General features: G+C 36.3%; 17 protein-coding genes, 2 pseudogenes and 1 riboswitch. Of the genes and pseudogenes, 12 read left to right on the top strand and 7 right to left on the bottom strand.

Features of this window, described 5'->3' with window-relative positions:
• Positions 1 to 52: 52 nt before the first annotated feature.
• From H628_RS08005 to H628_RS0106125, 4 genes and pseudogenes are all read right to left on the bottom strand, one after another.
• Positions 53 to 686 (bottom strand): annotated as a pseudogene (locus tag H628_RS08005) (ABC transporter permease).
• A gap of 281 nt (positions 687 to 967) precedes the next feature.
• Positions 968 to 1,264 (bottom strand): annotated as a pseudogene (locus tag H628_RS07690) (ATP-binding cassette domain-containing protein); the annotation flags it as partial.
• 299 nt (positions 1,265 to 1,563) lie between these two features.
• The gene (eno, locus tag H628_RS0106130; protein WP_034538366.1) at positions 1,564 to 2,847 is read right to left on the bottom strand and encodes a phosphopyruvate hydratase; all 1,284 of its coding nucleotides are present in this window, start codon (positions 2,845 to 2,847) and stop codon (positions 1,564 to 1,566) included.
• A gap of 67 nt (positions 2,848 to 2,914) precedes the next feature.
• Positions 2,915 to 2,981, bottom strand: a riboswitch (Fluoride riboswitch).
• Between the two features lie 57 nt (positions 2,982 to 3,038).
• Positions 3,039 to 3,911: an SPFH domain-containing protein gene (locus tag H628_RS0106125; protein ID WP_027825669.1), complete on the bottom strand. Its 873-nt coding sequence runs from the start codon at positions 3,909 to 3,911 to the stop codon at positions 3,039 to 3,041.
• Positions 3,912 to 4,018: 107 nt separating this feature from the next.
• On the opposite strand from H628_RS0106125, the gene H628_RS0106120 reads away from it, so the two are divergent.
• The 4 genes from H628_RS0106120 (at position 4,019) to H628_RS0106105 (ending at position 6,937) form a co-directional block, all read left to right on the top strand.
• Positions 4,019 to 4,975 (top strand): thymidylate synthase, encoded by a 957-nt coding sequence (locus H628_RS0106120; protein WP_027825668.1) that lies wholly within the window; start codon positions 4,019 to 4,021, stop codon positions 4,973 to 4,975.
• 9 nt (positions 4,976 to 4,984) lie between these two features.
• A complete protein-coding gene (locus H628_RS0106115; protein ID WP_027825667.1) occupies positions 4,985 to 5,488 on the top strand; it encodes a dihydrofolate reductase in 504 nt (167 codons plus the stop codon).
• An 8-nt stretch (positions 5,489 to 5,496) separates the two neighbouring features.
• Positions 5,497 to 5,907, top strand: coding sequence for a GtrA family protein (locus tag H628_RS0106110; protein WP_027825666.1), 411 nt, complete (start codon positions 5,497 to 5,499; stop codon positions 5,905 to 5,907).
• A gap of 103 nt (positions 5,908 to 6,010) precedes the next feature.
• Positions 6,011 to 6,937 (top strand): glycosyltransferase family 2 protein, encoded by a 927-nt coding sequence (locus H628_RS0106105; protein WP_027825665.1) that lies wholly within the window; start codon positions 6,011 to 6,013, stop codon positions 6,935 to 6,937.
• A gap of 53 nt (positions 6,938 to 6,990) precedes the next feature.
• On the opposite strand, the gene H628_RS0106100 is transcribed toward H628_RS0106105, so the two are convergent.
• The 3 genes from H628_RS0106100 to mscL form a co-directional block, all read right to left on the bottom strand.
• Complete coding sequence (locus tag H628_RS0106100) at positions 6,991 to 7,857, bottom strand: DNA/RNA non-specific endonuclease (RefSeq protein WP_027825664.1); 867 nt, start codon at positions 7,855 to 7,857, stop codon at positions 6,991 to 6,993.
• Positions 7,857 to 8,519: a sunset domain-containing protein gene (locus H628_RS0106095; RefSeq protein WP_034538363.1), complete on the bottom strand. Its 663-nt coding sequence runs from the start codon at positions 8,517 to 8,519 to the stop codon at positions 7,857 to 7,859. Before H628_RS0106095 ends, H628_RS0106100 begins: the two co-directional genes overlap by 1 nt.
• A 110-nt stretch (positions 8,520 to 8,629) precedes the next feature.
• The gene (mscL, locus tag H628_RS0106090; protein WP_027825662.1) at positions 8,630 to 8,995 is read right to left on the bottom strand and encodes a large-conductance mechanosensitive channel protein MscL; all 366 of its coding nucleotides are present in this window, start codon (positions 8,993 to 8,995) and stop codon (positions 8,630 to 8,632) included.
• Between the two features lie 392 nt (positions 8,996 to 9,387).
• Here mscL and H628_RS0106080 point away from each other — a divergent pair, with 392 nt between their 5' ends.
• The 8 genes from H628_RS0106080 (at position 9,388) to H628_RS08000 (ending at position 25,738) form a co-directional block, all read left to right on the top strand.
• Complete coding sequence (locus H628_RS0106080; protein WP_027825661.1) at positions 9,388 to 10,239, top strand: MetQ/NlpA family ABC transporter substrate-binding protein; 852 nt, start codon at positions 9,388 to 9,390, stop codon at positions 10,237 to 10,239.
• A gap of 14 nt (positions 10,240 to 10,253) precedes the next feature.
• A complete protein-coding gene (locus H628_RS0106075; RefSeq protein WP_027825660.1) occupies positions 10,254 to 11,312 on the top strand; it encodes a methionine ABC transporter ATP-binding protein in 1,059 nt (352 codons plus the stop codon).
• A complete protein-coding gene (locus H628_RS0106070; RefSeq protein WP_027825659.1) occupies positions 11,305 to 12,006 on the top strand; it encodes a methionine ABC transporter permease in 702 nt (233 codons plus the stop codon). The genes H628_RS0106075 and H628_RS0106070 overlap by 8 nt, the downstream gene beginning before the upstream one ends.
• A 173-nt stretch (positions 12,007 to 12,179) precedes the next feature.
• Positions 12,180 to 13,583 (top strand): class II fumarate hydratase, encoded by a 1,404-nt coding sequence (locus H628_RS0106065; RefSeq protein ID WP_027825658.1) that lies wholly within the window; start codon positions 12,180 to 12,182, stop codon positions 13,581 to 13,583.
• Positions 13,584 to 13,600: 17 nt separating this feature from the next.
• Positions 13,601 to 14,992 carry a flavocytochrome c gene (locus H628_RS0106060; protein WP_027825657.1) on the top strand — a complete coding sequence of 464 codons (1,392 nt, stop codon included), beginning with the start codon at positions 13,601 to 13,603 and terminating at the stop codon, positions 14,990 to 14,992.
• A gap of 167 nt (positions 14,993 to 15,159) precedes the next feature.
• A complete protein-coding gene (locus H628_RS0106055; RefSeq protein WP_034538360.1) occupies positions 15,160 to 16,581 on the top strand; it encodes a DASS family sodium-coupled anion symporter in 1,422 nt (473 codons plus the stop codon).
• 258 nt (positions 16,582 to 16,839) lie between these two features.
• Positions 16,840 to 18,294, top strand: coding sequence for a DASS family sodium-coupled anion symporter (locus H628_RS0106050; protein ID WP_027825655.1), 1,455 nt, complete (start codon positions 16,840 to 16,842; stop codon positions 18,292 to 18,294).
• A gap of 316 nt (positions 18,295 to 18,610) precedes the next feature.
• Positions 18,611 to 25,738, top strand: coding sequence for a MiiA motif-containing surface protein (locus H628_RS08000; RefSeq protein WP_034538358.1), 7,128 nt, complete (start codon positions 18,611 to 18,613; stop codon positions 25,736 to 25,738).
• The last annotated feature ends 466 nt before the right edge of the window (positions 25,739 to 26,204 follow it).

Below are 26,204 nucleotides of genomic sequence, written 5' to 3'. Positions count from 1 at the left end.
AAAAAAAAACCATCTCAAATAGAGATGGCTTTTTTATTGTTTTAATTTTATTTCAATTGGCGACGTTACTTAAAAAAGTTTTATAACCTAATTGAACAAAGATAATAACCGAACCCCCACCTAAAATTTGAATCATAACAGCAATTTGATAATTAATTGCTGTAAGTGGACTAATACCTGCAAATATTTGACTAGTCATCATACCTGGCAAATGGACAAGTTCCATCCCCAACACTGAATTTATTGTAGCTAAAATCGAGGCATCAAAAGAATCATTGATAATCTGTCTCATGGCTTCTATAGGACTTGCACCTAGTATTAATGCCTCTCAAATTGGCTGGCGCTCTTTGATAACGTCGTTAGTTAAACTATTGCCCCTAAGGTTAATTCCAGTCATTGAATTACCAATTAACATACCGCTAATTGAAATAAAGTACCGTGGATCAAACCAGAGACTAATTTGAATGACAACTAAAAAAGTACAAAATGCAAGAGCTAGTATCTAAAACTAACGATATTGCAACTATTCGTTTTAGCTCTGGACTTAATTTTTGATTTGAATGCTTAATTATTGTATAGATTGCAAAGATTTCCATTCCGATAAGGATTAAGATTGTAATCCAAGAGGAGGGATGCTTTAACAAAAAGATTAAGACATAGCCTGCTAGCGTCAATTGAAGGCTCATTCTTAATGCCGAAATGACTAATAATTTTCTCGGGGGATTTGCCGCCAATGTAAAATTCCCCAGACAATTAAAACTAAGACGTATGCACTCGCAATTTACCGAATTCTTAGGTTAATAATTTTACTCATTTTTATATCCTTTAATTATTTGAACAGAATGATCTTTTACTAAAAGTAACTTATCACTAAATTTTTTGCAACTTGATGCAAGTGGATAACCATGATGATAGTTTTATCTTGTTTGCGGCAAAAATTTACTAAATTCTCTAAGATTTCAAGTTATTATTTTTCATCAAGAGCAGAGGTAGGTTCATCAAGTAAATAAACAACAGGTTGAAGTAAAAAGACTCGTGCAATTGCTTGACGCTGCTTTTCTCCATCTGATAAATCTAGGGCATTCACAAACAAAGGCTTATTTAATTTCACTAACCTTAAAGCATTTTCAAGTTCGGAATTATTTACTGGATTTTTCTCTACAAAACGAAAGCCAATTAGCAAATTATCTTTAACTGTTCCGGGAAAGATAGCAGGGAGTTGTTGCAACATGATGACTTTTCTCCGTAATTCAATCGGATTATAGCTTCTAAGATTTTTCCTTGATAGGCAATTTTGTCTTTGTCGGGTGAAACTAAATTATTAAGTAGTGACAATAAGAGGTTTTTCCGCTGCCACTTTCACCAATAATGCAAGTAATTATGCCAGTGTCGATTGTCAGATGATTAATTTCGAGAATCTCTTTGTAGCTGATGTTATTAAGTTGAAACATAATTCATTCTCCAAATTTTACTAGCTATATAATAGCCTATTTTTTTAATTTGGTCTTATTTTTTGGATAAAAAATCGCCCAACGTTGTGGAGGGCGACTTTTGATTCTATTATTAATCAAAATCAACATTATTAGGGTAGTGGGCTAAGCGCTCATTTGAAATGCCAATTTCTTCTTCAATTCTTAATAATTGATTGTATTTTTCAACTCTTTCACTTCTGGCAGGAGCACCGCTCTTCAATTCGCTTACATTAGTAGCAACAGCCAAATCTGCAATAAAGGTATCACCAGTTTCTCCTGAGCGGTGAGACATCATAGTGGTGTAGCCATTTTTGTGTGCTAGGCGAATAGCTTCAAGAGTTTCAGTGACAGTACCAATTTGATTTAATTTAATTAGAACACTGTTTGCCATACCGTTTTTAATTGCTTTTCTTATTATAGCTGGATTGGTGCAAACGAAGTCATCGGCAACCAATTGAACTTCGTGACCATGCTTTTGAGTAAACTTTTCAAAGCTATTCCAATCTTCTTCGCCGAAAGGATCTTCCATTGAAATAATTTCAGGAAATTCTTGCTTAAGCTTCATATAGTATTCACCTAATTCAGCTGATGTATAAGTTTTTCCTTCAAAGTCATAGTTTTTAGTTTCCTTGTTGTAGAAATATGAAGCTGCTGCATCAAAGGCAATAGCAATTTCTTCGCCAGGTTTGTATCCAGCTTTAACAATGGCTTCGTGAAGCATTTTTAAAGCTTCTTCTGAGTTCTTTAAATCAGGAGCAAATCCACCTTCGTCACCCAATCCGGTAGTATAGCCAGCTGATTCAATAACTTTTTTCAAAGTATGGTAGACGTTAACAATCTTTTCAAATCCATCTCTGAAGCTTAATTTTTTAACAGGAGTAATCATAAATTCCTGAATATCAATACCATTATCAGCATGTTCACCACCATTGATAACGTTGTGGAAGGTTTGAGGTAGTTCAAGATTGCAACCACCTAAGTAGCGGTAAAGAGGTAGTTTTCTAGCATTTGCAGCAGCCCGAGCAGTAGCCATTGATACACCTAAAATTGCATTAGCACCTAAACGTGCCTTATTTGGAGTTCCATCTAAGTCAATCATAATTTGATCAATTTCAGCTTGATTGAATGGATCTTTACCATGTAAAGCTTGGTTAATTTTGGTATTAACATTATTAACTGCTTTGCTTACACCTTTTCCTTGTAAGCGAGTGCCACCATCACGTAATTCAACCGCTTCTTTTTCACCAGTTGATGCACCTGAAGGAACTTCTGCTCGACCTAAAGTTCCATCTGAAAGAATTACATCAGCTTCAACTGTTGGGTTCCCTCTAGAATCAAAAACCTCACGTGCTTTAACTGTATCAATAAATAACATAAAAATTCTCCTTTCGAAAAATTGGCAAACAAAAAAACGCCTACTACAAAAGGGTAGAAATCACCTTTATATAGTAGACGTCATTAAATTGATTACCAATTACTTATACGGCGAACGTCATCGCCTATTTAATTTACAAATAAACTATAATGTTTTAATTCTAAAATTGCAAGCCTTTTTAAAATTAATTTCTAATCTTGATCTTGCTTTTCCCAAATTTCTCTAACAGCAGGGATGTTACCTAATTGCGTTAAGTTGTCCTTATCCATCACAATTAGATTATTTTCACCCTTGGCTAAATCCTTAAATGCAGCAATACTTTGATTCTTAAAGTAATCATCTGGAGCATCAGCTAATGCAGCTTTTAATTGTTCTATTCGGTATTTTTCCGCATCTGCTTGGGTTTTAATTGCTTCTGCTTTAGCCTTTGCAGTGGCAACTAAGGCGTCATTTTTGGCCTTAGTAGTTAATTCAATATTACGAGCTTCACCTTCAGCCTTAGCAATTGTAGCGGTTTTTTCACGATCTGCAGTTAATTGCTTATCCATTGCACGTTGGATTTCTTTACTTGGAAGTAATTCATCAACGTTTACCCGGATTACTCGAATACCATAAACATTGGTTAAGTCGCCAATTGCATCAGCAAGTTGAGCGTTAATCTGACTAGTTGAACCTAAGGCATCATTTAAGTCCATTCGACCGATAATGTCACGCAAATGTCCCCGAACTAATTGAACCATTGACTCAACTGAGTCTGTGTTGTTGTAGAAGTACTTGAATGAATCAGTTACTTGGTAATTCAATGTCAAACTAGTTGAAACTTCAGCATTATCTTTAGTGATAATTGAATATTTACTAATTTCAAGTGGTTGAAGCGCGAGTGATACTTTACGAACACGCTGAATTAATGGAATGATAAAAATTAGTCCCGCTTTTTCAGTTTTAGAATATTTTCCCAAAGTCTCCACTAAACCTTCATAATTTTGTGGGACAATTGAACAAGCAAAGATAATTAATAAAGCAATTATAATAACAAAAAATAGGGTTGAGATTGAAAATATCATTTTTGATTCCTCCTTATGAGTATTTTATTATATTTATTTTAATTTGGATATCAATTAGTCTAAAATATGATAAGCTAAAATCATTGCAAATATTAAGGAGCGATTTTATGACGGTCTTAGAACAACCGTATTTGGATTTATTAAAAAATATCATGGAAACTGGTCATGATAAAACCGATAGAACAGGCACTGGAACTCGTTCAAGGTTCGGTGCTCAAATGCGTTTTGATTTATCTCAAGGTTTTCCATTGCTTACAACCAAGAAGGTTCCTTTTGGCTTAATTAAAAGTGAACTTCTTTGGTTTTTAAAAGGCGATACCAATATCAAGTTCTTGTTGGAACATAAAAATCATATTTGGGATGAATGGGCTTTTAAAAATTGGGTTAATTCATCTGAATATCAAGGTCCTGATATGACTGATTTTGGTCTTAGAAGTCAAAAAGATCCAGACTTTAAGAAGCTATACGATGAACAGATGAAGCTTTTTACTGAACGTATTTTGGCAGATGAAGCTTTTGCTAAAAAGTTTGGTAATTTAGGGGATGTTTATGGAGCTCAGTGGCGTCACTGGCAAAAACGATCAGGTGGTAGTATTGATCAAATTCAAGATGTCTTAAATCAATTACAAACTCACCCAGATTCAAGAAGAATGATTGTGTCAGCTTGGAATCCAGAAGATGTGCCAACTAGTGCCTTGCCACCTTGTCATACTTTGTTCCAATTTTATGTTGCTGATAATAAGTTAAGTTTGCAACTTTATCAAAGAAGTGGTGATATGTTTTTAGGCGTGCCATTCAACATAGCTTCATACTCACTACTTTTAAGTTTAGTCGCTAGACAAACAGGATACGAAGTAGGGGAGTTTGTTCATACATTAGGCGATGCACATATTTATAAAAATCACTTTGATCAAGTAAAGCAGCAGTTAGCCCGTGCACCTTATGATAGTCCAAAGCTTTGGCTAAACCCAGAAAAGAAAAATATTGCCGACTTTGAAATGGAAGATATCAAGGTGTTAGATTACAAGCACCATAGTGTAATTAAGGCTCCAGTAGCGGTATAGGAGAAAAATATGATTAGTTTTGTTTGGTCTGAAGATAATGAACATCAAATTGGTTACCAAGGTCATCTTCCTTGGCATTTGCCAGCTGACTTAGCCCATTTTAAGAAAAAAACAATGGGCAAGACCATGATTATGGGGAAGAATACTTTTCTTAGTTTGCCTTTTGTCTTACCAAAAAGAAAGCATTTAGTTTTAACTCACGATCAAGAACTAATTGCAAAATATGCCGCAAACAAGGAAGTAGACTTTGTGACTTCAATGAAAGAGTTAAAGATATATATTGAAAAGCATCAAGCAGATCAACTAGTTGTTATTGGCGGAGTAAGTGTCTTTGATGGTTTAAAAGATTGGGTAGATTGTCTAGAAAAAACGGAGATTGATGGGACTTTTAAGGCTGATACTAAAATGCCAACAATTGATTATTCAGCTTTCACTTTAGTCAAAAAAGAAAATTTTGTTGCTGATGAAAAGAACCCATACAATTATAGCTTTTTAACCTATCTTAGAAAGTAGGAATCACTATGGTTGAAAAAATTATCAAGTTAATTAAATCTGACGATTTTCGAGAATTTGTGATTTATGGTTTTATTGGAGTATTTGGCCTGTTTATTGACTTTGGTTTATTTTGGCTATTAACTAAATTTACGGCTTTACCAGTTGAAGTTGCGAATTTTATTAGTTCAAGTTGCGCCTTAGTTAACAATTTTTATATGAATACATATTTAAATTTCCATGTTAGGGACCACTTATTTACCCGCTTTATTAAGTATTATATTATTGGCCAGATTACTACTTTAATTACTACAACTTGCTTATTTATTTTTGTAACTTTGATGCATCAAAATGAAATGGTAGTTAAGGTTATCTCAACATTCTTGGCAACGATGTTGCAGTTTGTAGTTAACAAGGTCTTTACCTTCAAAAAAGGTTAGTAAAAGGAGCAAATTGCTCCTTTTTTTGATGAGATAGATATAGATATTCCTAGCAATTTATGGGTATAATTAATAAGTAAAATATATTTAAAGAAGGATAAAAATGGATAAACTTTCAATTATTGTTCCTTGTTATAATGAGGAAGAATCAATCCCATTATTTTATGATGCAGTTCAAAAAGTTGTCAGCAAAATGACAATTGAACCTGAATATTGGTTTGTAAATGATGGCTCACATGATAATTCCCTTAAAGAAATGAGAGCACTTCACGAAAAAGATAGTCATGTTCACTATATTTCTTTTTCAAGAAACTTTGGTAAAGAAGCTGGTTTGCTTGCAGGATTAGATGCTGCAACAGGTGATTATGTTGTGGTGATGGATGTTGATTTACAAGATCCACCTGAATTCTTACCTCAAATGTATCAAGAATTGCAAAGTGGTGAGTATGATTGTATTGGTACTCGCAGAGTTGACCGTACTGGGGAAGCCAAGGTTAAGTCATTCTTGAGTGATATGTTCTATAAGTTCATTAATAAAATTTCTAATACCGAAATCGTTCCTGGAGCACGTGATTTTAGAATGATGACCCGACAAATGGTAGATGCGGTTTTGTCAATGAGGGAATATAGCCGTTTTTCAAAGGGAATTTTCTCATGGGTTGGATTTAAAACCAAGTACCTTGATTATCATAATGTTGAAAGAGTAGCAGGTGAAAGCGACTGGACTACTTGGCAATTATTTAAATACGCTTTAGATGGTATCAGTGATTTCTCACAAGCTCCTTTAAGCTTGGCAGTTTGGACTGGTTCAATTACATCAGCCATTTCAGTTTTAGGAATTTTGTTTATCATTATTCGAAAGATTGTTTCACCAATGAGTAGTATTTTTGGTTGGGCATCAATGGTTTCAATTATCCTTTTCTTAGGTGGAATTCAATTGCTCTGCATTGGGATTGTTGGTAAATATATTGGCAGAATTTATTTACAAGTAAAGCATCGTCCAATTTATATTGTTAAAGAGAAAAAATAAATAAAAAATGGTATCTAGTTGAAGAAAAAATTCTTTCACTAAATACCATTTTTTTATGCAGCTTTACTTGTACCATCACTATAATTAAGTTCATAGCCGGGTTGAATATTGAAAATAAAAACGTTGAAATGAACTTGATTATCGCCTGTTGATTGTCCCTCCATTTCGACTCCTCGTGCCAGTAATTCACTGCCTCTAAAAATAGGAGTTACGCGATAGCGGACGTAATGACTACTTGATTGCTTAATATAATCAGCAACTTGATCTTCATATTTGAGCATATCTGGATCATTTAATTGGCGAGTCCCAGTAATTAAGTTCTTCCAATTATTGTTTTGTCCAGTAAGCTGATAACCAATTAAATGGCAACGATTATATAACCAGCCACCACTAATTTTCTTATTATGCCAACCAGTTGGATTAACGTGCAAAGGTTCACGTTTTGCTTTTGGCATCAAACTGAGATTCAATAATGCATTTGCGGCGCTAGCTCTGTTCAAGTTATCTAAATCACCATAACGTTGCCAAGCTCCATTTGCAGTTGAGAGGTCAGATTTAGAAAAACTAGGATTGTTATTATTAACGGTAATTACATCTTGGCCGCTGTAATTTAAATTAGCTAGCTTAGCTGCACTTGCATTAGATTGGCTAAGTTCTTGAGTTTGATTAGCTTTACCAAGTTTTTTCAGCTTTTTATTATTTTTCTTGATTTTTTGCTTTAAATTAGAGATTTCATCAGCCAGATCTTCATTTTCACTTGCTAATTCATCTGCTTTATTTTTTTCACTCTGATTATATTTGATTTTGGTAACAACTTTAGGATGATTAGATTTGGTTGTTTGATCAAGATTACCACTTATTCCTGCCCCTAAAAACAGGGTAGTAACTATGAGTGAAATAATTAATTTACGATTTTTCATTATCTCTTAGCCTTTCTATAGCCTTGGTTGATAGCTTCTTGCTCCGTATTAAAGTAGACTGCATTAGCACTATTCATCCGATAACCAGCTTGACCGGGAACATGATAAATCTTGCTTCTACTGTTTCCGACAATTCTTCCGGTACTTGCAGTATTCATGTCGCCATAGCTACTTCCTGCACCAGAATTATTCGTTTGACTTTGCTGCTTTCTTTGCCTGCGATTGTGATTACTTTCAGTTTGGCTAGTAGCAGGGATATAAACTTGACTATTGCTATTACTTGACTGTTTACTGGTAGAACTTTTTTCAGAGTCTGTAGCTGCATTAGGTTCTTGTGTTTGCTCAGCCTTTGCATGATCGACTTCAGCTTGATCCACTTTTTCATCTAATTCAGCCAAGGTCTTAGTCAAAGCCTGTTTTTGCGTTTTTAATTTTAAATTTTCTTCTCGCTTTGACTTTAGATTTTTGACCTTAGCATACTTAACTCTATAGATTGTTTTACTAGTCGTAATTGGATGACTAGTCATAGCAAGGCCAAAAGATAATAAACTGAATACAATCGTATAGATTTTAATAGCCTTATTATTCCTTTTAAATAACAGCTTCTTAGCTAAAAAATAACCAATAATCGAGAGAAATATCCAAGTAAGAATTTTCCCCAATTTAATCAACTCCTTTTATCTTATAAAATAATTCTCTCGAAGATTAGCAGAAGATGCAATGCAAAATAAAAAAGACCCGTAGGTCTTTGTAGTTGAATTGATAATATTTGCTATTTATTTTTCAATAGGTCACGAATTTCACGTAAGTATTCTTGTTCTGGAGTAGGGCCAGCAGGCTTTTCTTCAGGCTTTGGCATTAACTTGTTGACCGTCTTAACAATTAAGAAAACCACAAAGGCAACGATCAAAAAGTTAATTACAGAATTGATAAAGCTACCGAATCTAAAAGTAGTACCACCAATTTTAAGGACAAGGTTTGATAAATCAATCTTACCTAAAAATAAACCTAAGAAGGGGTTTAATAAGTTAGTTACTAAAGAATTAACAATTGCAGTAAATGCAGAACCAATAATAACCCCAACAGCTAAATCTAAAACATTACCACGTGAAATAAAATCTTTAAATTCTTTAATCATAGTTACCTCCTGCAATAAAATATAATAGCTAATAATTTTTTGCTTTTCAAACTATATTTGCTTGACAAGATGAGATAAACATTATAATCTAGTATCAACAAATTTAATTAATTAATTTCGATCTTGAACAGCAGAGTAGTTGAACTACTTCATGATTTAGAGAGCTCCGTTAGGTGAAAGGGAGACATGAAGCTTTAATGAAGATGGGCTGGGAATGATCACTAATGGCGATATTTAGTCATTAGCGGGGTTGCGCTCGTTAACAAGGCAAGGTATTTCTAGAGATACTTAGTGAGGTTTACTACGTAAGTGGTAGACGAATTAAAGGTGGTAACGCGAGCACTCGTCCTTTTAGGGATGGGTGCTTTTTTGTTTGAAAAAGAGGTTTTAAAATGAGAAAAAAACGGAGAAAAAATCGGATTATTGCAGCTATCTTTGTTGCATTTTTACTGGTCGCAGGTTATTTTAGTTTTATTTATCAAGGACCTAAGGAAAGTAATAATACTGTTACAATCGGTGTTGTTGGTCAAACCAAAGAAGATGCTAAAATTTGGGATAGCGTAGCTGCAACTGCCAAAAAGAAATACGGTATCACAATTAAAATTCAAAACTTTACTGATTATAATCAACCTAATAAGGCTTTACTAAATGGAGATATTGACTTGAATGCTTTCCAACACTTTGCTTTTTTAGAAGCGTGGAATAAAGCAAATAAAGCAAATGTAATTTCAATTGGTAAAACTATTATTGCACCAATCAGACTTTACTCTTTGAAGTATAAATCAATTAAAACATTACCAGCTGGTGCAACGATTGCAGTTCCAAACGATGCATCAAATGAGTCACGTGCTCTATATGTTTTAAAAAATGCTGGCTTGATTAAACTTAAGAGTGGGAAAAAGATTGTTAGTGTTGCAGATATTACTTCTAATCCGAAAAACTTCCAAATTAAAGAAGTTGCGGCGGATCAGGCAGGAAGAATTATCAAATCTGTCGATGCTGCTGTAGTAAACAACTCTTATGCTGCCCCAGCAGGACTAGGTGATAAACAAACAATTTATGTTGAACCTGTTAACAAAGATAGTCAGCAATGGATTAACTTAATTGCTGCAAGAAGTAGTGATAAGCACAATAAGCTTTACCTTGAAGTGGTGAAGGCATACCAAACTAAGAAGACTAAAGAGCTAGTTAAAAAGTATTATGGTAATACTGAGTTAACTGGATGGGACATCAAGATTAAGTAGGAGGCAAAGCAAATATGAGTATTATTGAATTAAATAATATCGCTGTTACCTTTAAGCAAAAGAAGGAAACTGTCAATGCCGTTGATGGTGTAACTTTGAAGATTGAGAAAGGTGACATCTTTGGTATTTTAGGTTTTTCTGGTGCCGGGAAATCTACCTTGGTTAGAACGATTAACTTGCTGCAAAAGCCAAGTAGAGGGGATGTAATTGTTCAAGGAAAAACTTTTGTTAAACAAGGCAAAGTAGTTATTTCAAATAAAGAATTGCAGCAAAGTCGGCGAAAAATTGGCATGATTTTCCAAGGCTTTAACTTATTAAACGAAACTAGTGTTCTAGAAAATATTGCTTTTGCTCTGCGTCATAGCAACTTAAGTGATGAAGAAATTGAAGCAAAAAGTTTGCGACTCTTGGAATTAGTAGATTTGAAAGAGAAGGCCGATTTTTATCCCAGTCAATTATCTGGTGGTCAAAAGCAGCGGGTTGCAATCGCACGAGCTCTTGCCAATGATCCAGAAATTTTATTATCTGATGAAGCAACTAGTGCTTTAGACCCACAAAATACTAACCAAATTTTGGACTTGCTCAAAAAATTAAATAAGCAACTTGGTTTAACAATTGTGTTAATTACTCACCAAATGGAAGCTGTCAAAAAGATTGCTAATCGTGTTGCAGTTATGGAGCATGGGCATTTAATTGAAGAGGGAAGTTTAAAGCGGATTTTCTTAGAACCTAAGAAGGAATTAACCAGAAAATTTGTCGGTGGCTCTTCTGCAGCAATTGCAACTTTGAATCAATTAAATTTAGATAAATTATCAGAAAATGAAAAAATTTATCAACTTACTTATTCTTTAAGTAATGTGACTAAGTCAATTATTATTGAACTTTATTCAAAATTAGGTGTTGAAGTAAGTATGCTTTACGGTAACGTTGAACTATTAAATGAAGAACCAATTGGGACTTTAGTAGTTTTGATTAAGGGTGAAGCTGAAAAACAAAAAGCGGCTAGAGAGTTCTTAGATCAAGCAAATGTTTTAGTAACTGAATTAGATGAAAGGGGTCAAGTAAATGCTTAGTTTATTACAACAATATTTGCCTAATGTCTTTTCATTGGGCTGGAGCGGAGATGCTGGTTGGGGTACTGCCATTTTTCAAACCCTTTTTATGACCTTTTGGCCTGCAATCTTTGGTGGATTTTTAGGTTTAATCTTTGGCTTGAGCCTAGTTTTAACTGAAGAGGGTGGTATTTTAGCAAATAAATTTTGGTTCAACGTAGCTGACAAAATTGTTTCAATTTTTCGGGCTATTCCCTTTGTAATCTTATTAGCCTTCATTGCTCCTGTAACACAAAAAATTGTCGGTACTCAAATCGGAATTAAAGCAGCCTTAGTACCATTAACTCTTGGCGTCTTTCCTTTTTATGCTCGTCAAGTTCAAGTTGCACTTAAAGGAATTGATCCTGGAAAAATTGAAGCAGCCTTGTCACTTGGTGCAACTACAAAAGACATTATTTTTGAAATTTACTTAAAAGAAGCAAGAAGTGAATTGATTCGTGTTTCAACTGTAACTATTATTTCATTAATTGGCTTGACAGCCATGGCTGGAGCAGTTGGTGCAGGCGGATTAGGTAATACGGCAATTTCATATGGCTATAACCGCTTCAATAATGATGTGACTTTGGTGGCGACATTATTGGTTATTATTCTGATTTTCTTCACTCAGGTTGTTGGTGACTACTTAGCAAAAAGATTTAATCATCAAATCCGTTAAAAAATTTTCTTAAAGTCCTTGTATTTTTATACAAGGACTTTTTTAATAGAAGTATAGCTTGTTGAAATATTTGAAAAAATATTTGATTTTTTTGAATATTTAAATTGATTAGGTGTATAATAAATGTGTTAGCGCTATCAAAAAGCTAAATTTCAGTAAGGAGATTATTTAAAATGGCTGAACAAGAATACAGAATTGAAAGCGATACTATTGGTCCTGTTAAGATTCCTAAGGAAGCATTATGGGGTCCACAAACTGAAAGAAGTCGTAATAACTTCCCAAGTGGCGAATTAATGCCACTTCAAATTATCCGTGCCTTCCTTCACTTAAAGAAGGCTGCTGCACAATCTAACGTTGAAGTTGGGGATGAACCTGAAGAAAAGGGTAAGGCAATTGAAGATGCAATTGATCACTTGCTTTCATTAAGTGATGAAGAATTACGTAAGGACTTCCCACTTCACGTTTTACAAACTGGTTCAGGTACTCAAAGCAACATGAACGTTAACGAAGTTGTTGCCAACTTAGCTAACAAGCTTCACCCAGGTCTTAACATTTTACCTAACGATGATGTTAACCGTGGTCAATCATCAAACGATACTTACCCAACTGCAATGAACATCGTTGCTGTTGAAGCAATTGATAAGCTTGAACCTGCTATTGAACACTTGATTAGCGAATTAAAGGAAAAGCAAAACAAGTACTGGAAGACTGTTAAGGTTGGTCGTACCCACCTTCAAGACGCAACTCCACTTACTTTTGGTCAAGAAGTTTCTGGTTATATTTCAGCATTAAAGCATGACTTAGCATACATTCGCCAATTAAAGCCAACTTTATATGAATTAGCTATCGGTGGTACTGCTGTTGGTACTGGTTTGAATGCTGCACCAGGTATGACTGAAAAGATTGCTGGTAAACTTTCAAAGGTTTACGGTCATGAATTCAAAGTTGATACTAACAAGTTCTGGGGCTTAGCTCACCACTCAGGTATTGACGTAATGCACGGCGCTCTTAAGACCTTAGCAGCAGATATGTTTAAGATTGCTCAAGATATTCGTTTCTTAGCTTCAGGTCCAAGAGCTGGTTACAACGAATTAAACATTCCTGCAAACGAACCAGGTTCATCAATTATGCCAGGTAAGGTTAACCCAACTCAAGCAGAAGCCGTAACTATGGCAGCTGCAAAGGTGTTTGGTAACGACACTACTATTACCTTTACTGCTTCACAAGGTAACTTCGAAATGAACGTTTACAAGACTGTGATGATTGCTGCCTTCCTTGATTCTTGTGACATTTTAACTGGTACAATTACTGGTTTTGCTGATAGAATGATTCATGGCTTAACTGTTAATGCTGACCGGATGGATGACTTACTTGAAAACTCACTTATGACTGTTACTGCTTTGTCACCACACATTGGTTACCACGAAGCAGCAACTATTGCTCAAACTGCTGACAAGGAAGGTACAACCTTACGTGAAGCAGCTCTTAAATCTGGTAAAGTTACCGAAGAACAATACGATGAATGGATGGACTTACTCAAGATGACTAACATCGAACGTAGTAAGCCAGAAGACTAATTAAAGGAGAATTCTTGATGGCGAAATTTGTTTTCACACCAAAAGATAGTTCTGAAATTGCTGAAAGTTATGATGCAGTTATTGTTGGTGCCGGTGGTACTGGTTTAACTGCAGCAATGCAAGCACATGAGTTAGGCTTAAAGGTTGCCGTCTTTGAAAAAAATGAAGGCTTAGGTGGTAACACTAATAAAGCTTCTTCAGGTATGAATGCTTCTGAATCAAATGTTCAATTTGCTCAAGGCATTATTGATAACAAAGAAGATTTCTACAAAGAAACTTTAAAAGGTGGCGGTTTGTTAAACGACCGTGACATGTTAAGATACTTTGTTGATCACTCAGCTGTTGCTATTTCTTGGCTTGAAGATCATGGTATTGACTTAACTGATTTAACCATTACTGGTGGTATGAGCAAAAAGCGTGCTCACCGTCCAGCTTCAATGGCTCCAGTTGGTGGCTACTTAGTTACTGGTTTACTTAAGAAGATTCAAGAAGAAGACATTCCAGTCTTCAACAAGGCTAAGGTTACTAAGCTTGTTCAAACTGGTAAGGCTGTAACTGGTATTGAAGTAGAAACTGAATCAGGTCTTAAGAAAGTAGCTGCTAAGGCTGTATTACTTGCTTCTGGTGGTTTCGGTGCTTCAAAAGAAATGATGAAGAAATACCGTCCCGACTTAGTTGACTACAAGACTACTAACCAAGCAGGTGCTACTGGTGACGGTTTGAAACTTGCTGAAGCAGTTGATGCTCAACTTATGCAAATGGAATATGTTCAAGTTCACCCAACTGCACAAACTGATGGTGCCCGTACCTTCTTAATCGGGGAAGCTGTCCGCGGTGAAGGTGCTATCTTGGTTAACCGTGCTGGTAAACGATTTGTTAACGAACTTAACACTCGTAAGATTGTTTCAAACGCAATTACTGGCTTAAATGAAGATGGTGCATACTTAATCTTTGATCAAGGTATTCGCGACCATGTTAAGGCAGTTGAATTCTACGATGCAATCGGCCTAGTTAAGCATGGCGCAAGTTTAGGCGAATTAGCTAGTGAAATTGGCGTGGATAGCAGTAACTTAGAAGCCACTGTTAAGACTTGGAACGAAGCAGTTAAGGCTGCTGATGATAGTGAATTTGGTAGAACAACTGGTATGGATCGTGGAATTGAAAAGGGGCCATTCTTTGCAATTCACGTTCACCCAGCAATTCACTACACTATGGGTGGTATTCACATCACTCCTGAAACCAAGGCACTTGACACTAACGGTAATGTTATTTCAGGTCTTTATGCAGCTGGTGAAGTATCTGGCGGACTTCACGGTAATAACAGAATTGGTGGTAACTCAATTGCTGAAACTGTTATTTTCGGTCGTCAAGCAGGTATTCAAATGGCTAAGTTTATCCGTGAAAATTAATTTATATAACAAATCTTCAGAAGAGCCTTTTTAGGCTCTTTTTTGTTGTATTTTTTTAAAATTATCAGACAAATTTGAAAAAATTCAAATAAAGAGGATAATAAACAATGTCGAATCAAATGGTTCGTACATAATTCTGGGCATTGCCCATCAGGAGGGAATTTTTTATGAAGAGTTTGGCTAAGGTAAACTATCGTGGGTTTATCGTGCCAGTTGTTGTCGGAGCCTTACTTTGGCTTTTGACAGCAGTCAGACCAGCTGGAATTAGTGTAAATGGCTGGCACTTGTTCGCTATTTTTTTGGCAACAATTATTGCATGTATCACTAAGCCACTGCCAATTGTCGGCGTTTCAATTATCAGTTACGTTTTGATTTTATTGACTGGTTTAGTTAAGATGAAGTTTGCGTTGACTGCGTTTGCTGATTCAACTCCTTGGATGATTGCCATGGCATACATGATTGCCCGTGGCTTTGTTAAAACAGGACTTGGACGTAGAATTGCGTTAATCTTCGTTCGTAATTTTGGTAAAAAGACTTTGGGACTTGGTTATTCTTTAGCTTTAATTGATTTACTGGTAGCTCCAGCTACTCCAAGTAACACTGCTAGATCAGGTGGGATTGTTTTACCAATTATTCAATCTTTATCAGAAACTTTTGGCTCAAAGGCAGGAGATGGGACTGAAAAGAAGATTGGTTCATACTTGGTTTATAATGAATTTCATGCCAATACCATTTCTTCATCATTATTCATGACAGCTTCAGCACCTAATGTTGCAGCAGTAGGACTAGCTGCCGCTAATGGAGTGCACATTTCTTGGTTTGAATGGCTATTTGCTGCTTTTGTTCCAGGTTTGATTGCTTTCTTGGTTGTACCATTTATCATTTACAAGATGTATCCGCCTGAAATTAAAGAAACACCTAATGCCAAAGAATGGGCTGAAGATGAATTAACTAAGATGGGCAAAATGAGTTTAGCTGAAAAATTAATGCTTGTCGTCTTTGTTATTTCATTAGTGCTTTGGATGCTATCTAGCTTTATTGGCTTAGATGCAACCTTGGTTGCCTTTTTAGCTGTCGCCTTGCTTTTGCTTACTGGTATTTTAACTACTGATGATGTCTTGCATGAAAAAGGTGCCTGGAATGTCGTTGTCTGGTTCTCTATTTTAATTTTTATGGCTAGTCAATTAAGCGTAAAGGGTGGAGTAATTCACTGGTTACAATTGTTCATTAAACATTCAATCAAAGGGTTGAACCCAATGCTTGTCATGGCAATTTTGGTGTTGGTATACTTCTACAGTCACTACTTCTTTGCAAGTGGTACTGCTCACGTAGTAGCAATGTATGCACCATTCTTGCTGATTGCACAAGGTGAAGGTGTACCGGTAATGTTTGCTGCAATTATGCTGGGTATTACTGGTGCAATCTATCAATCAACGACGCACTATTCTTGTGGTCCTGCGACTGCCTTGTTTGCATCAGGTTATGTCAAACAAACTGAATGGTGGAAGATGAGTTTTGTTTTAGGCCTCTTTTACTTAGTCTTATACGGAGTAATAGGTGGCTTATGGATGAAAGTTATTGGACTTTAAATAATAAAAATAGTAGTTCTTGTGTAATGCAGAACTACTATTTTTTATAAAGTATGTGAAATAAATAACTAGAAAAAGAATAAATTACAGTCATATTTTGAAAACGTTTAACTAGTTGAAAAAATGGGATGTTTTTTGAAATTCTTCAAATTTTCGTAGAAAAATGGTGTATAATAATTGTGCAATGCTTAGCAAGCTTTGATAACTTACTACTTTGCGAGTTTGTTAACGGGAAGGCTATTCCCAGGAGGATTTTTTATGAAACATTTGGAAAAGGTGAACTATAAGGGCTTCATCATTCCAATTATTGTTGGTTTGATTTTCTGGTTCACGACTCCTATTCGTCCTGCAGGAGTTACTGTACAAGCATGGCACATGCTAGCAATTTTTTTAGCAACAATTATGGGCTGTATTTTTAAGCCACTTCCAATTGCTGCTACTACCTTAATTGGCTACACTTTGACTATTTTCTTAGGTTTAGCTCCAATTAAGGATGTTGTTGTTAAAGGTCATACAGTTGATGCATCAGCTTTATCAGCGTTTTCAAATTCAGCTGCTTGGCTTATTGCCATGGCATTTATGTTATCAAGAGGGATTATTAAGACCGGTCTTGGTAAAAGAATTGCGTTTTACTTTATTGAATGGTTTGGTCACAAGTCATTAGGGTTAGGTTATGCAGTTGCAGCGATTGACCTAGTGGTTAGTCCCGCAACCCCATCAAACACAGCTCGTGCTGGTGGTATCGTCTTTCCATTAGTTGAATCATTAGCTGAAAACTTTGGATCCAAACCAAATGATCTAAGTCGTAAGAAGATGGGTTCTTTCTTAACTTTTGTGGAATTCCATGCCAACTTAATTACTTCGATGCTTTTCTTAACAGCGATGGCACCAAACTTAGTTGCCGTTGAATTGGCTAAGGCATTGGGTGTTAACATTACCTGGATTGGCTGGTTTGAAGCAACATGTGTCCCAGCAATTTTAGCATTAATTATTGTTCCATTTATCATTTACAAGATGTATGGTCCAGAAATTAAGGAAACTCCAAATGCTAAGGAATGGGCTGGGGCTGAATTGAAGAAGATGGGTAAATTAACCGTTCCTGAAATTTGGATGGCTGGTATTTTCCTCTTAACTTTAGTTTTATGGATGCTTTCTAGCTCAATTCAACTTGATGCAACTTTAATTGCCTTTATTTCAATGTCACTTCTTTTATTAACTGGAGTCTTATCTAACGATGACTTTTTAAGTGAAAAGGGTGGCTGGAACGTTTTAGTTTGGCTTTCAATCTTAGTTTACATGGCAAACCGTTTAACCAAATTTGGTTTTATCAAGTGGCTTTCAGAAACTATTTCTAAGTCAGTTGGTCATGATAGTTGGATTATGGTCTTAATTATCTTGGGAATCTTGTTATTTTACACGCACTACCTATTTGCAAGTGCAACAGCTCACAACACTGCAATGTACGGTCCTTTCTTGGCTGTAGCTTTAAGTGCTGGTGCACCAAAGATGGCTGCTGCAATGTTCTTAGCAATGTTTTCAGCAATTATGGCTTCAACTACTCACTATGCAAATGGTCCTGCATCTGTTTTAGCAGGTAGTGGCTATGTTGAACAAGGTGAATGGTGGAAGATGAACTTTATCCTTGGTCTTTTCTACATTATTTTCTTCATCGTCTTTGGTTTAGGCTGGATGAAGTTGATTGGACTTTGGTAAAAATAAGCAAATAAGAGATTGGCTTTTGGCCAATCTTTTTTCTTTACAAAAAATAACAAAAAAAATCTTTTTAGCTAATTCTTGCATTAATAATTTATCGAACAATTGAAAAACAAGGAGAAATTTAATAACACTGTTTTTTTATTTGAAAGCCCTATCAAAAAAATCTCAAAAACCGATGGCTTTCAGTTGACTCATATCTCTATCAGCTGATAATATTTTTCTCGAAAAGGATAAACTAGGAATAGACCGCTTAAGAAATTTGACGGTTTTTCTTTGTTTCCTTTGATAAATTTAAATGGGGGGATATTTAACAATGCTTTCGAAAAATAATAAGAAGCAATATGCTCTTAAACATGCAAATGGTAAGCAGCATTTTGCATTGAGAAAGACGACATTAGGTCTAGCTTCTGTTTTACTGTCAACAACATTGTATTTGGGGGGGTATAGTGCCCAAGAAGTACATGCTGCAGATACTGATACGACTGTTAATAATGGGGAAACTACACAAAGTCAAGTTGACAAGAGTGAGTTAGAAACTGCGTACAATAATGCGCTTAATGTCCAAAAGTCAGATGTTAAGTACACTAATGAAACTGATGCAACAGAGAAGAGTGCCTATGATAGCGCTGTGTCAACTGCAAAGACAGTATTAGATAATAGTGCTGCGACAAGCGAAGATGTTTCTCAAGCTATTACAAACTTAGAAACTGCATATAATGCTTTAACTGGAACAGCAGTTGAGAATACAAATAATAGTAGTCAAGATGCAACTGCTCAAACTTCAAATGTTAGCTCGAATGAAAACAATTCAAATACTTCGTCAAATGCTTTGACTACTTCTGATGAAGATCGAGCAAGCAATGATGCAGTTCAAGCTGCTCAAACTGAACTTGATAAGGCAGCTGCCGCTTTGAACGGTCAAGTTAAACTTGATACTGCAAAGCAAAGTGCATTAAGTGATTTTGATACAAATTATCCACACTTAAACAATGCTCAAAAGGCTACTGCCAAGAAGAGAATTACTGACTCAGCTACTCCAGATGAGTTAAAGAAGGCTCTAGAAACTAATTCACAACTTGAATTTAATATGGCCCAAATGGCTGACAAGACTGTTTACAATGAAACAATTCGTACTAATAACTACACAAATGCCGATCCAGATAAGAAGCAGGCCTTTGATGATATCGTTAGCCAAATGGATACAATTACTGCAGCAGAAGGTCCTGATTGGGATATTGACCAAACTGGAGCTTTGAATAACAAATTTAATGATGTTACTCACAACTTAAACGGTGACATCAGAATGTTAGCTAAGCAAGCCCTTCAAAAGGCACACGATGATGGTGAAGCTGGTAAGAATAGTGATTACAAGTACTACAATGCAAGTAGCCAAAATCTAAGGGATGCTTACGACCAGGCTTTAACTGATGCAGCAGCTGCTTTAGCTGATCCAGTAACTACTTACCAACAATATTTAGATGCTAGAAAAGCTATTCAAACTGCTTACAGCAAGCTTGATGGTAAGCAAACTGACAAGACAGACCTTCAAGCTAAAGTAAGCGATGCTGACACTGTTCGTCAAAGTGCTGACTACAAGAATGCTAGTGATCAAGCTCGTCATGATTACGAAAATGCTATCAAGGCTGGCCAAGCTGTTTTAGATAATGACAATGCCACTCAAGAAGCAGTTAACACTGCAAGAGATAACATCGATAAGGCAAAGCAAGCTTTAACTACTTCTGCAAATGCTGCTCAAAGTAAAGTTAATAGTGATGTTAAGGCTACACCAGTTGGTGACAAGACTAACTTAACTAGCGAAGAACAAGCTGATATTAAGAAGAATGTCGAAGATGCCAATAAGGATAACGATGTCAAGAGTGTAACTGTTGATCCTAAGAGTGGGGCAGCAACTGTTGAATTTTCAGATGGTTCAAAGGCTACAATCCCAGCTTCAAAGACTACAACTGACACTGACAAGACGCGTTTGAAGAGTGACCTAGATGATTCTAAGACTGATGCAACTAAGGCAATCCATGATAAGGCATCAACTGCTACTAAAGAAGCTTATGACAAAGCCGTTAGTGATGGTCAAGGCGTCTTTAGCAATGACAAAGCAAGCCAAAAAGATATCGATGAAGCAGCTACTGCAATTGAAACTACTAAGAAAGCAATGGAAGATTCTGCCAATGCTGCTCAAAGTAAGGTAAACACTAGCATCGAAAAAACTGCTGTTGGTAATAAGGATGCCTTAACTAGTGACGAACAAGCTGATGTTAAGGATGCTGTTGAAAAAGCCAACCCTAACACAACTGTTTCAGTAGATGATAAGGGAACAGCAACTGTTGAATTTTCAGATGGATCAAAAGCAACGATTGCACCAGAATACACTGTAAAAGGTACTGATAAGACTGAATTAGTTAAAGAATTAAGCAATGATCATGCAGTGAAGAACACTGAAACTGTAACCTTGCCGGATTCTGAAGATAAGACTCCAATTCAGATTTACCAACGTGCTAGTGATGAAGCTCGTCAAAAGTATGATGATGCAATTAGTAAGGGGAATGAAGTTAACGATAATAAAACTGCTACTCAAGATGAAATTGATACTGCAACCAAGGCAATTCAAGCTGCAGTTAAGGAATTAACTTCAAGTGCAACCCATGCAAGACTTAAGTTCGACTTTAGTTTTGACAAGACGCCAGTCGTTGATCCAACTAATGTTAGTGAGGATGAAAAGCAGACTATTTTAAACAATGTTGCTGCTAAGAATGATAATGTTGACAAGACTAAGAGCACAGTTAACGCAGATGGTAGTGCAACTATTGTTTTAAAAGACGGTTCAAGTGTAACTTTAACTCCTGCTCAAACAATCAAAGATGTTAACAAGGATGAATTGCGTCAGGACATCACAACAGCTGATAATTTGAAGGCTGATACTACTAACTACAACAAGGCTAGTGATGCAGCTCGTGAAAAATTTGAAAAAGCATTAAGTGATGCGGTAAGTGCAAGAGACAACCAAGTTTCTCAAAAGACCGTAGATGATGCTGATAAGGCATTAAAAGAAGCAATCAGTGATTTACAATCAAGCATTAATTCAGCAACTGCAAATAACCCTAGTGTTAAGACGCCAGTTGGCCGTGGTCGCGACGTTAACGAAGATGAAAGTGCAGCAATTAAGTCAGCTGTAGAAGCAGCCAACCCAGGTACTACTGTAGAAGTTAACAAAGACGGTAGTGCTACTGTAACTTTGGCAAATGGTGGTAAAGTAACCATCCCAGCTAGTGCAACGACTCAAGACACTAACAAGACTGCTTTGAAGACTGCCCTTGATAACGGAAATGCTGCAATTAACAGCAACGACTTTAACAATGCTTCAACTGAATCTCAAAAAGCCTTGAGGGATGCTGTAGAAGCTGGTCAAAAGGTCTTTGATAATCCAGCTTCAAGTCAAAAGCAAATTGATGATGCAGCTAGCGCAATTAACACAGCTCTTGATAAGGTAACTAAGTCAATTAATGCTGCCAAAGGTAAGGTAATTACTGATATTACTAAGACTCCTGTTGGTGACAAGACTAACTTGACTGATGATGAAAAGAAGCAAGTTGCGGAGAATGTTAAGAAGGCAGTAGAGACTAAGACTCCTAGTGAAAAGGTAACAGTTGATGTTAATGCTGATGGTAGCGCAACAGTTACATTTAATGATGGTTCAAAGGCAACTGTTCCAGCAACTGACACTGTAACAGACACTGATAAGACCAAGCTTAAGGCTGCTATTGATGAAGAATCAACTGTTGAAAATGGCAGCGACTTTAAGAATGCTTCAACTGAAGCTCAGAATAACTACAAGAAGGCTATTGAAGCAGGTAAGGGTGTTTACGCTAACGATAAAGCTCCGCAAAAGAAAATTGATGATGCAACAGACGTAATCAACAATGCCAAAGCAGCTTTAGCAGATTCTGCCAAGAGTGCTGCTGACAAGCTTGATGTTAACGTTGTTAAGACTCAAGTTGGTAATAAGGCTGCTTTAACTGATACTGAAAAGCAATCAGTTAAGGACAATGTTACTGACGCAATCAAGACCAAGACTCCTGATGCAGAGTTTACTATTTCAGTCGATGACACTGGTAACGCAACTGTAACTTTCAATGATGGTTCAAAGGGTGTAATTAGCTCAGACAAGACAGTGACTGACGTTGATAAGACCGACTTACAAAAGGATGTAGATGAAAAGTCTTCTGTTGAAAAGACCCCAGCATACTACAATGCTAGTGACGTTGCTCAAAAAGCATACGATAAGGCAATTGAAGATGGTCAATCAGTTCTTGATAATCCTACTGCAACTAAAGACGATGTAGATAAGGCAAGAGCTGCAATTGCTGAAGCTAAACAAGCTTTAACTGGAAAAGACACTGATAAGAGCGACCTTGAAAGTTCAATTGATTTAGCTAAGGACTTCAAGGATGCTGGTGACACATACAATAATGCAAGTGACGACCAACGTCAGGCATTTGATAAGGCATTAGCTGAAGCTAACAAGCAAGATCAAGATCCAAATGCTACTCAAGCTGACGTTGATAATGCCCAAAAAGCCCTTGATGAAGCTTTAACTGCAATTAGCGGAGATAACGATGCAAGTAAAGCTCATAATCCTGCTAAGACTCCAGTACCAGCTGCTCACAAGAATGCTTTAACTTCTCAAGAAGAAGCTGCAATTGAACAAGCAATCAAGGATGCAAATCCAGATAAAGTTAAGTCTGTTCTTGTTGATCCATTAACTGCTGAAGCTAGCGTAGTCTTCAACGATGGTTCTAAGAAGACATACACTGCTAGTGAAACTATCAAGGACGTTGACAAGTCTGAATTACAAACTCAAAATGACATTGCTGATGTTGCCAAAGATACTTCATCATACTTCAATGCAAGTGATGATAAGAAGACTGCATTTGATAAGGCATTAGCTGAAGCCCAAGCAATTTTATCAGGTAACAAGAAGGATACCGCTAGTCAAACTGACGTTGATAATGCTAAGTCTGCTCTTGAACAAGCAATTGCAAATCTCGACGGTAAAGCAACTAACAAGAAGCCACTTGAAGAATCAATTGAACTTGCAAAAGACTTACAAAAGACTGATGTTTATAATAATGCTAGTGATTCACAAAGAGAAATTTTGAAGGAAGCTTTGCAAGAAGCTCAAGCCCAAGATGCTGACGCAAGTGCAACTCAAGAAAATGTAAATGCCGCTAAAGCAAAACTTGATGAGGCACTCGAAAACTTTACTGGTGCAACTGATGCTGCTAACATTAAGAAACCAGCTAAGACTCCGGTACCAGCAGCTCACAAGACTGCCTTAACTGAGGATGAAATTAGTGCTGTTAAGAGCGCAATTACTTCTGCCAACTCAAATGTTAAGAATGTTGAAGTTGATGCCCAGGGTAACGCAAGCATTTTCTTCAATGATGGTTCAAAGGCAAGCCTTAACGCTTCTGACACCATTACTGATGTTGATAAGAGTGCCTTACAAACTGCTAAAGAAGCAGCACAAGGACTTAAAGATTCTTCAAGTTACTACAATGCAAGCAGTGCCAAGAAGCAAGCCTTTAACGAGGCTTTAGCTAAGGCCGAATCAATCCTGAACGGCCAAGAAAAAGACACTTCTACTCAAGCTGAAATTGACGATGCAACTCAAAAGCTTAACGATGCTTGCCGTGCATTAGATGGTAAAGCTACTGATAAGACTGGTCTTGAAGATTCAATCGCTGTGGCTGATGCAACTAAGGACTTAGATACTTACGACATGGCAAGTGATAAGCAAAAGTCAGACTTAGAAAATGCTTTGACTAATGCTAAGAGTGTCGATGCTGATGAAAATGCTAGTCAAGAGTCAGTTGATAATGCTAAGAAGGCTTTAGATGCAGCCCTTGAAGCAATTGACAATATTAAGGCGCGTGATACTAAGGCTCCTGAAACCAAGACTGAGATTCACAATCCAGATAGTTTCAGTAAAGCAGAACAACAAGAAATTCATGATCAAGTTCAACAAGCAAATACTGGTGCAACTGATATTAAGGTTGATGATCAAGGTAATGCTACTGTAACTTACGATGACGGTTCTCAAAAGGTTATTCCAGGTAAGGATACTGTTAAAGATACTGCAATGGTTGATCCATTAATTAATACTGGGGAGGCAGACGCAGAACTTAACAGCTTTAACAAGACTCCGGTTCAAGATCCAGATAAGTTAACAGACAGTGAAAAGACTCAAGTGGTTTCAAACATCAAGAGTGCTAATAGTGATAAGAATATTGCTGATGTCGAAGTTAAGGATAATGGTAGAACTATTATTACCTTCGAAGACGGTACTCAAAAGGAAATCGATAGAAGCCAAACTATTTCTTACCCTGAATACAGTATGGGGGATGCATTAACTACTGCTGACGAAGGTAATTCAGCTCAAGCTGAACAAAGTTTAAATAACTTTGATAAGGTGGCTGTTCAAGATCCAGATGCTTTAACTAATACTGAAAAGCAACAAGTGATTTCAAACATCAAGAATGCTAATAGCGATAAGCACATTGCTGATGTTGAAGTGAAGGATAATGGTAGAACAATTGTAACTTTTGAAGACGGCACTCAAAAGGAACTTTCCCAAGCTCAAACTATTACCTTCCCAGACCATAGTATGGGTGAAGCTTTGACTACTACTGAAGACAATCCAGCTCAAGCTGAACAAAGTTTGAATAGTTTCGATAAGGTTCCAGTTCAAAACCTAGAACACTTAACTGATGTAGAAAAAGCTCAAGTGATTTCAAACATCAAGACAGCAAATAGCGACAAGCATATTGCTAATGTTGAAGTTAAGGATAATGGTCGCACTATTGTAACTTTTGAAGATGGTACGCAAAAGGAACTTACTCCTGACCAAACCATCGTTCAAAAGCCTGCTGAAGTTGTGACTACACCTGAAACTCCAGTTAAGGAAGAAGTTGATAAAGCAGCTCTTCAAGCTGAAGTTAAGAAGCAAGATCAAGTTCGTGCTTCAACTGCTTACACTAATGCAAGTGAAGCCGGTAAGAAGGCATACGATGATGCATTAGCTCAAGCAGAAAAAGTTTTAGCTGATTCAAATGCAACACAAGCTCAAATTGATGAAGCTTTAGCTAACCTTAAGGCAGCAACTGCTAAGCTTGATGGTAAGGATTCAGCTCCAACTTCAACTACTAAGAGCAATAATTCTTCAACTGAAACTACTAAGACTCAAAAGGTCAATGTAGCTGGAAGAAATAAAGACAAGCAAGTAGCTCATAATAAACTCGGTACTAATGCTGACCGTTTACCACAAACTGGCTCAAATGAATCTGAAGCTAGTGTAATCGGATTTGGTATTGCCGCATTAGCTTTGGCTCTACTTGGTTTCAAGAAGAGAAAAGATGAAAAATAATTAATATCAAATTCTGGATTTATTCACAGAATTAAAGAGAGAGTAAGATTTTTTCTTACTCTCTTTTTATTAATTGAAATTCTCAATCAAAAAGAAAATAAACTTAACAAATGGCATCTTTATAAAAACTTAACATTTACGCATACAAGTTTAGACAGTTGATATATCAGCATTTGAAATCGCTTTAAATTTTCGTTATAAAAATAATTAAATAACATATATAGCGGTATTTGTTATTGATATTAATACTTTTTGAAATTATGCTTTATTGGCAGTTGGTATCGCTATATGGATTTTCAAAAATAAAATAACGAATTTCGGGGGGGAACAAGGCCACCTAGTGACCAGGATTGCTTATCATTTGACTAGAATTTTGAATTTTTATAAATTAGTATTCGTGGAAAAAATATCTATACTATATGAGCTAACCTAGCTGAGAAACTAAGTTGGCTTTTTATATATATGA

Origin of the sequence: Lactobacillus psittaci DSM 15354 (assembly GCF_000425905.1) — a bacterium.
Lineage (GTDB): Bacteria > Bacillota > Bacilli > Lactobacillales > Lactobacillaceae > Lactobacillus > Lactobacillus psittaci.
This window is presented reverse-complemented; position numbering and strand designations above follow the sequence as displayed.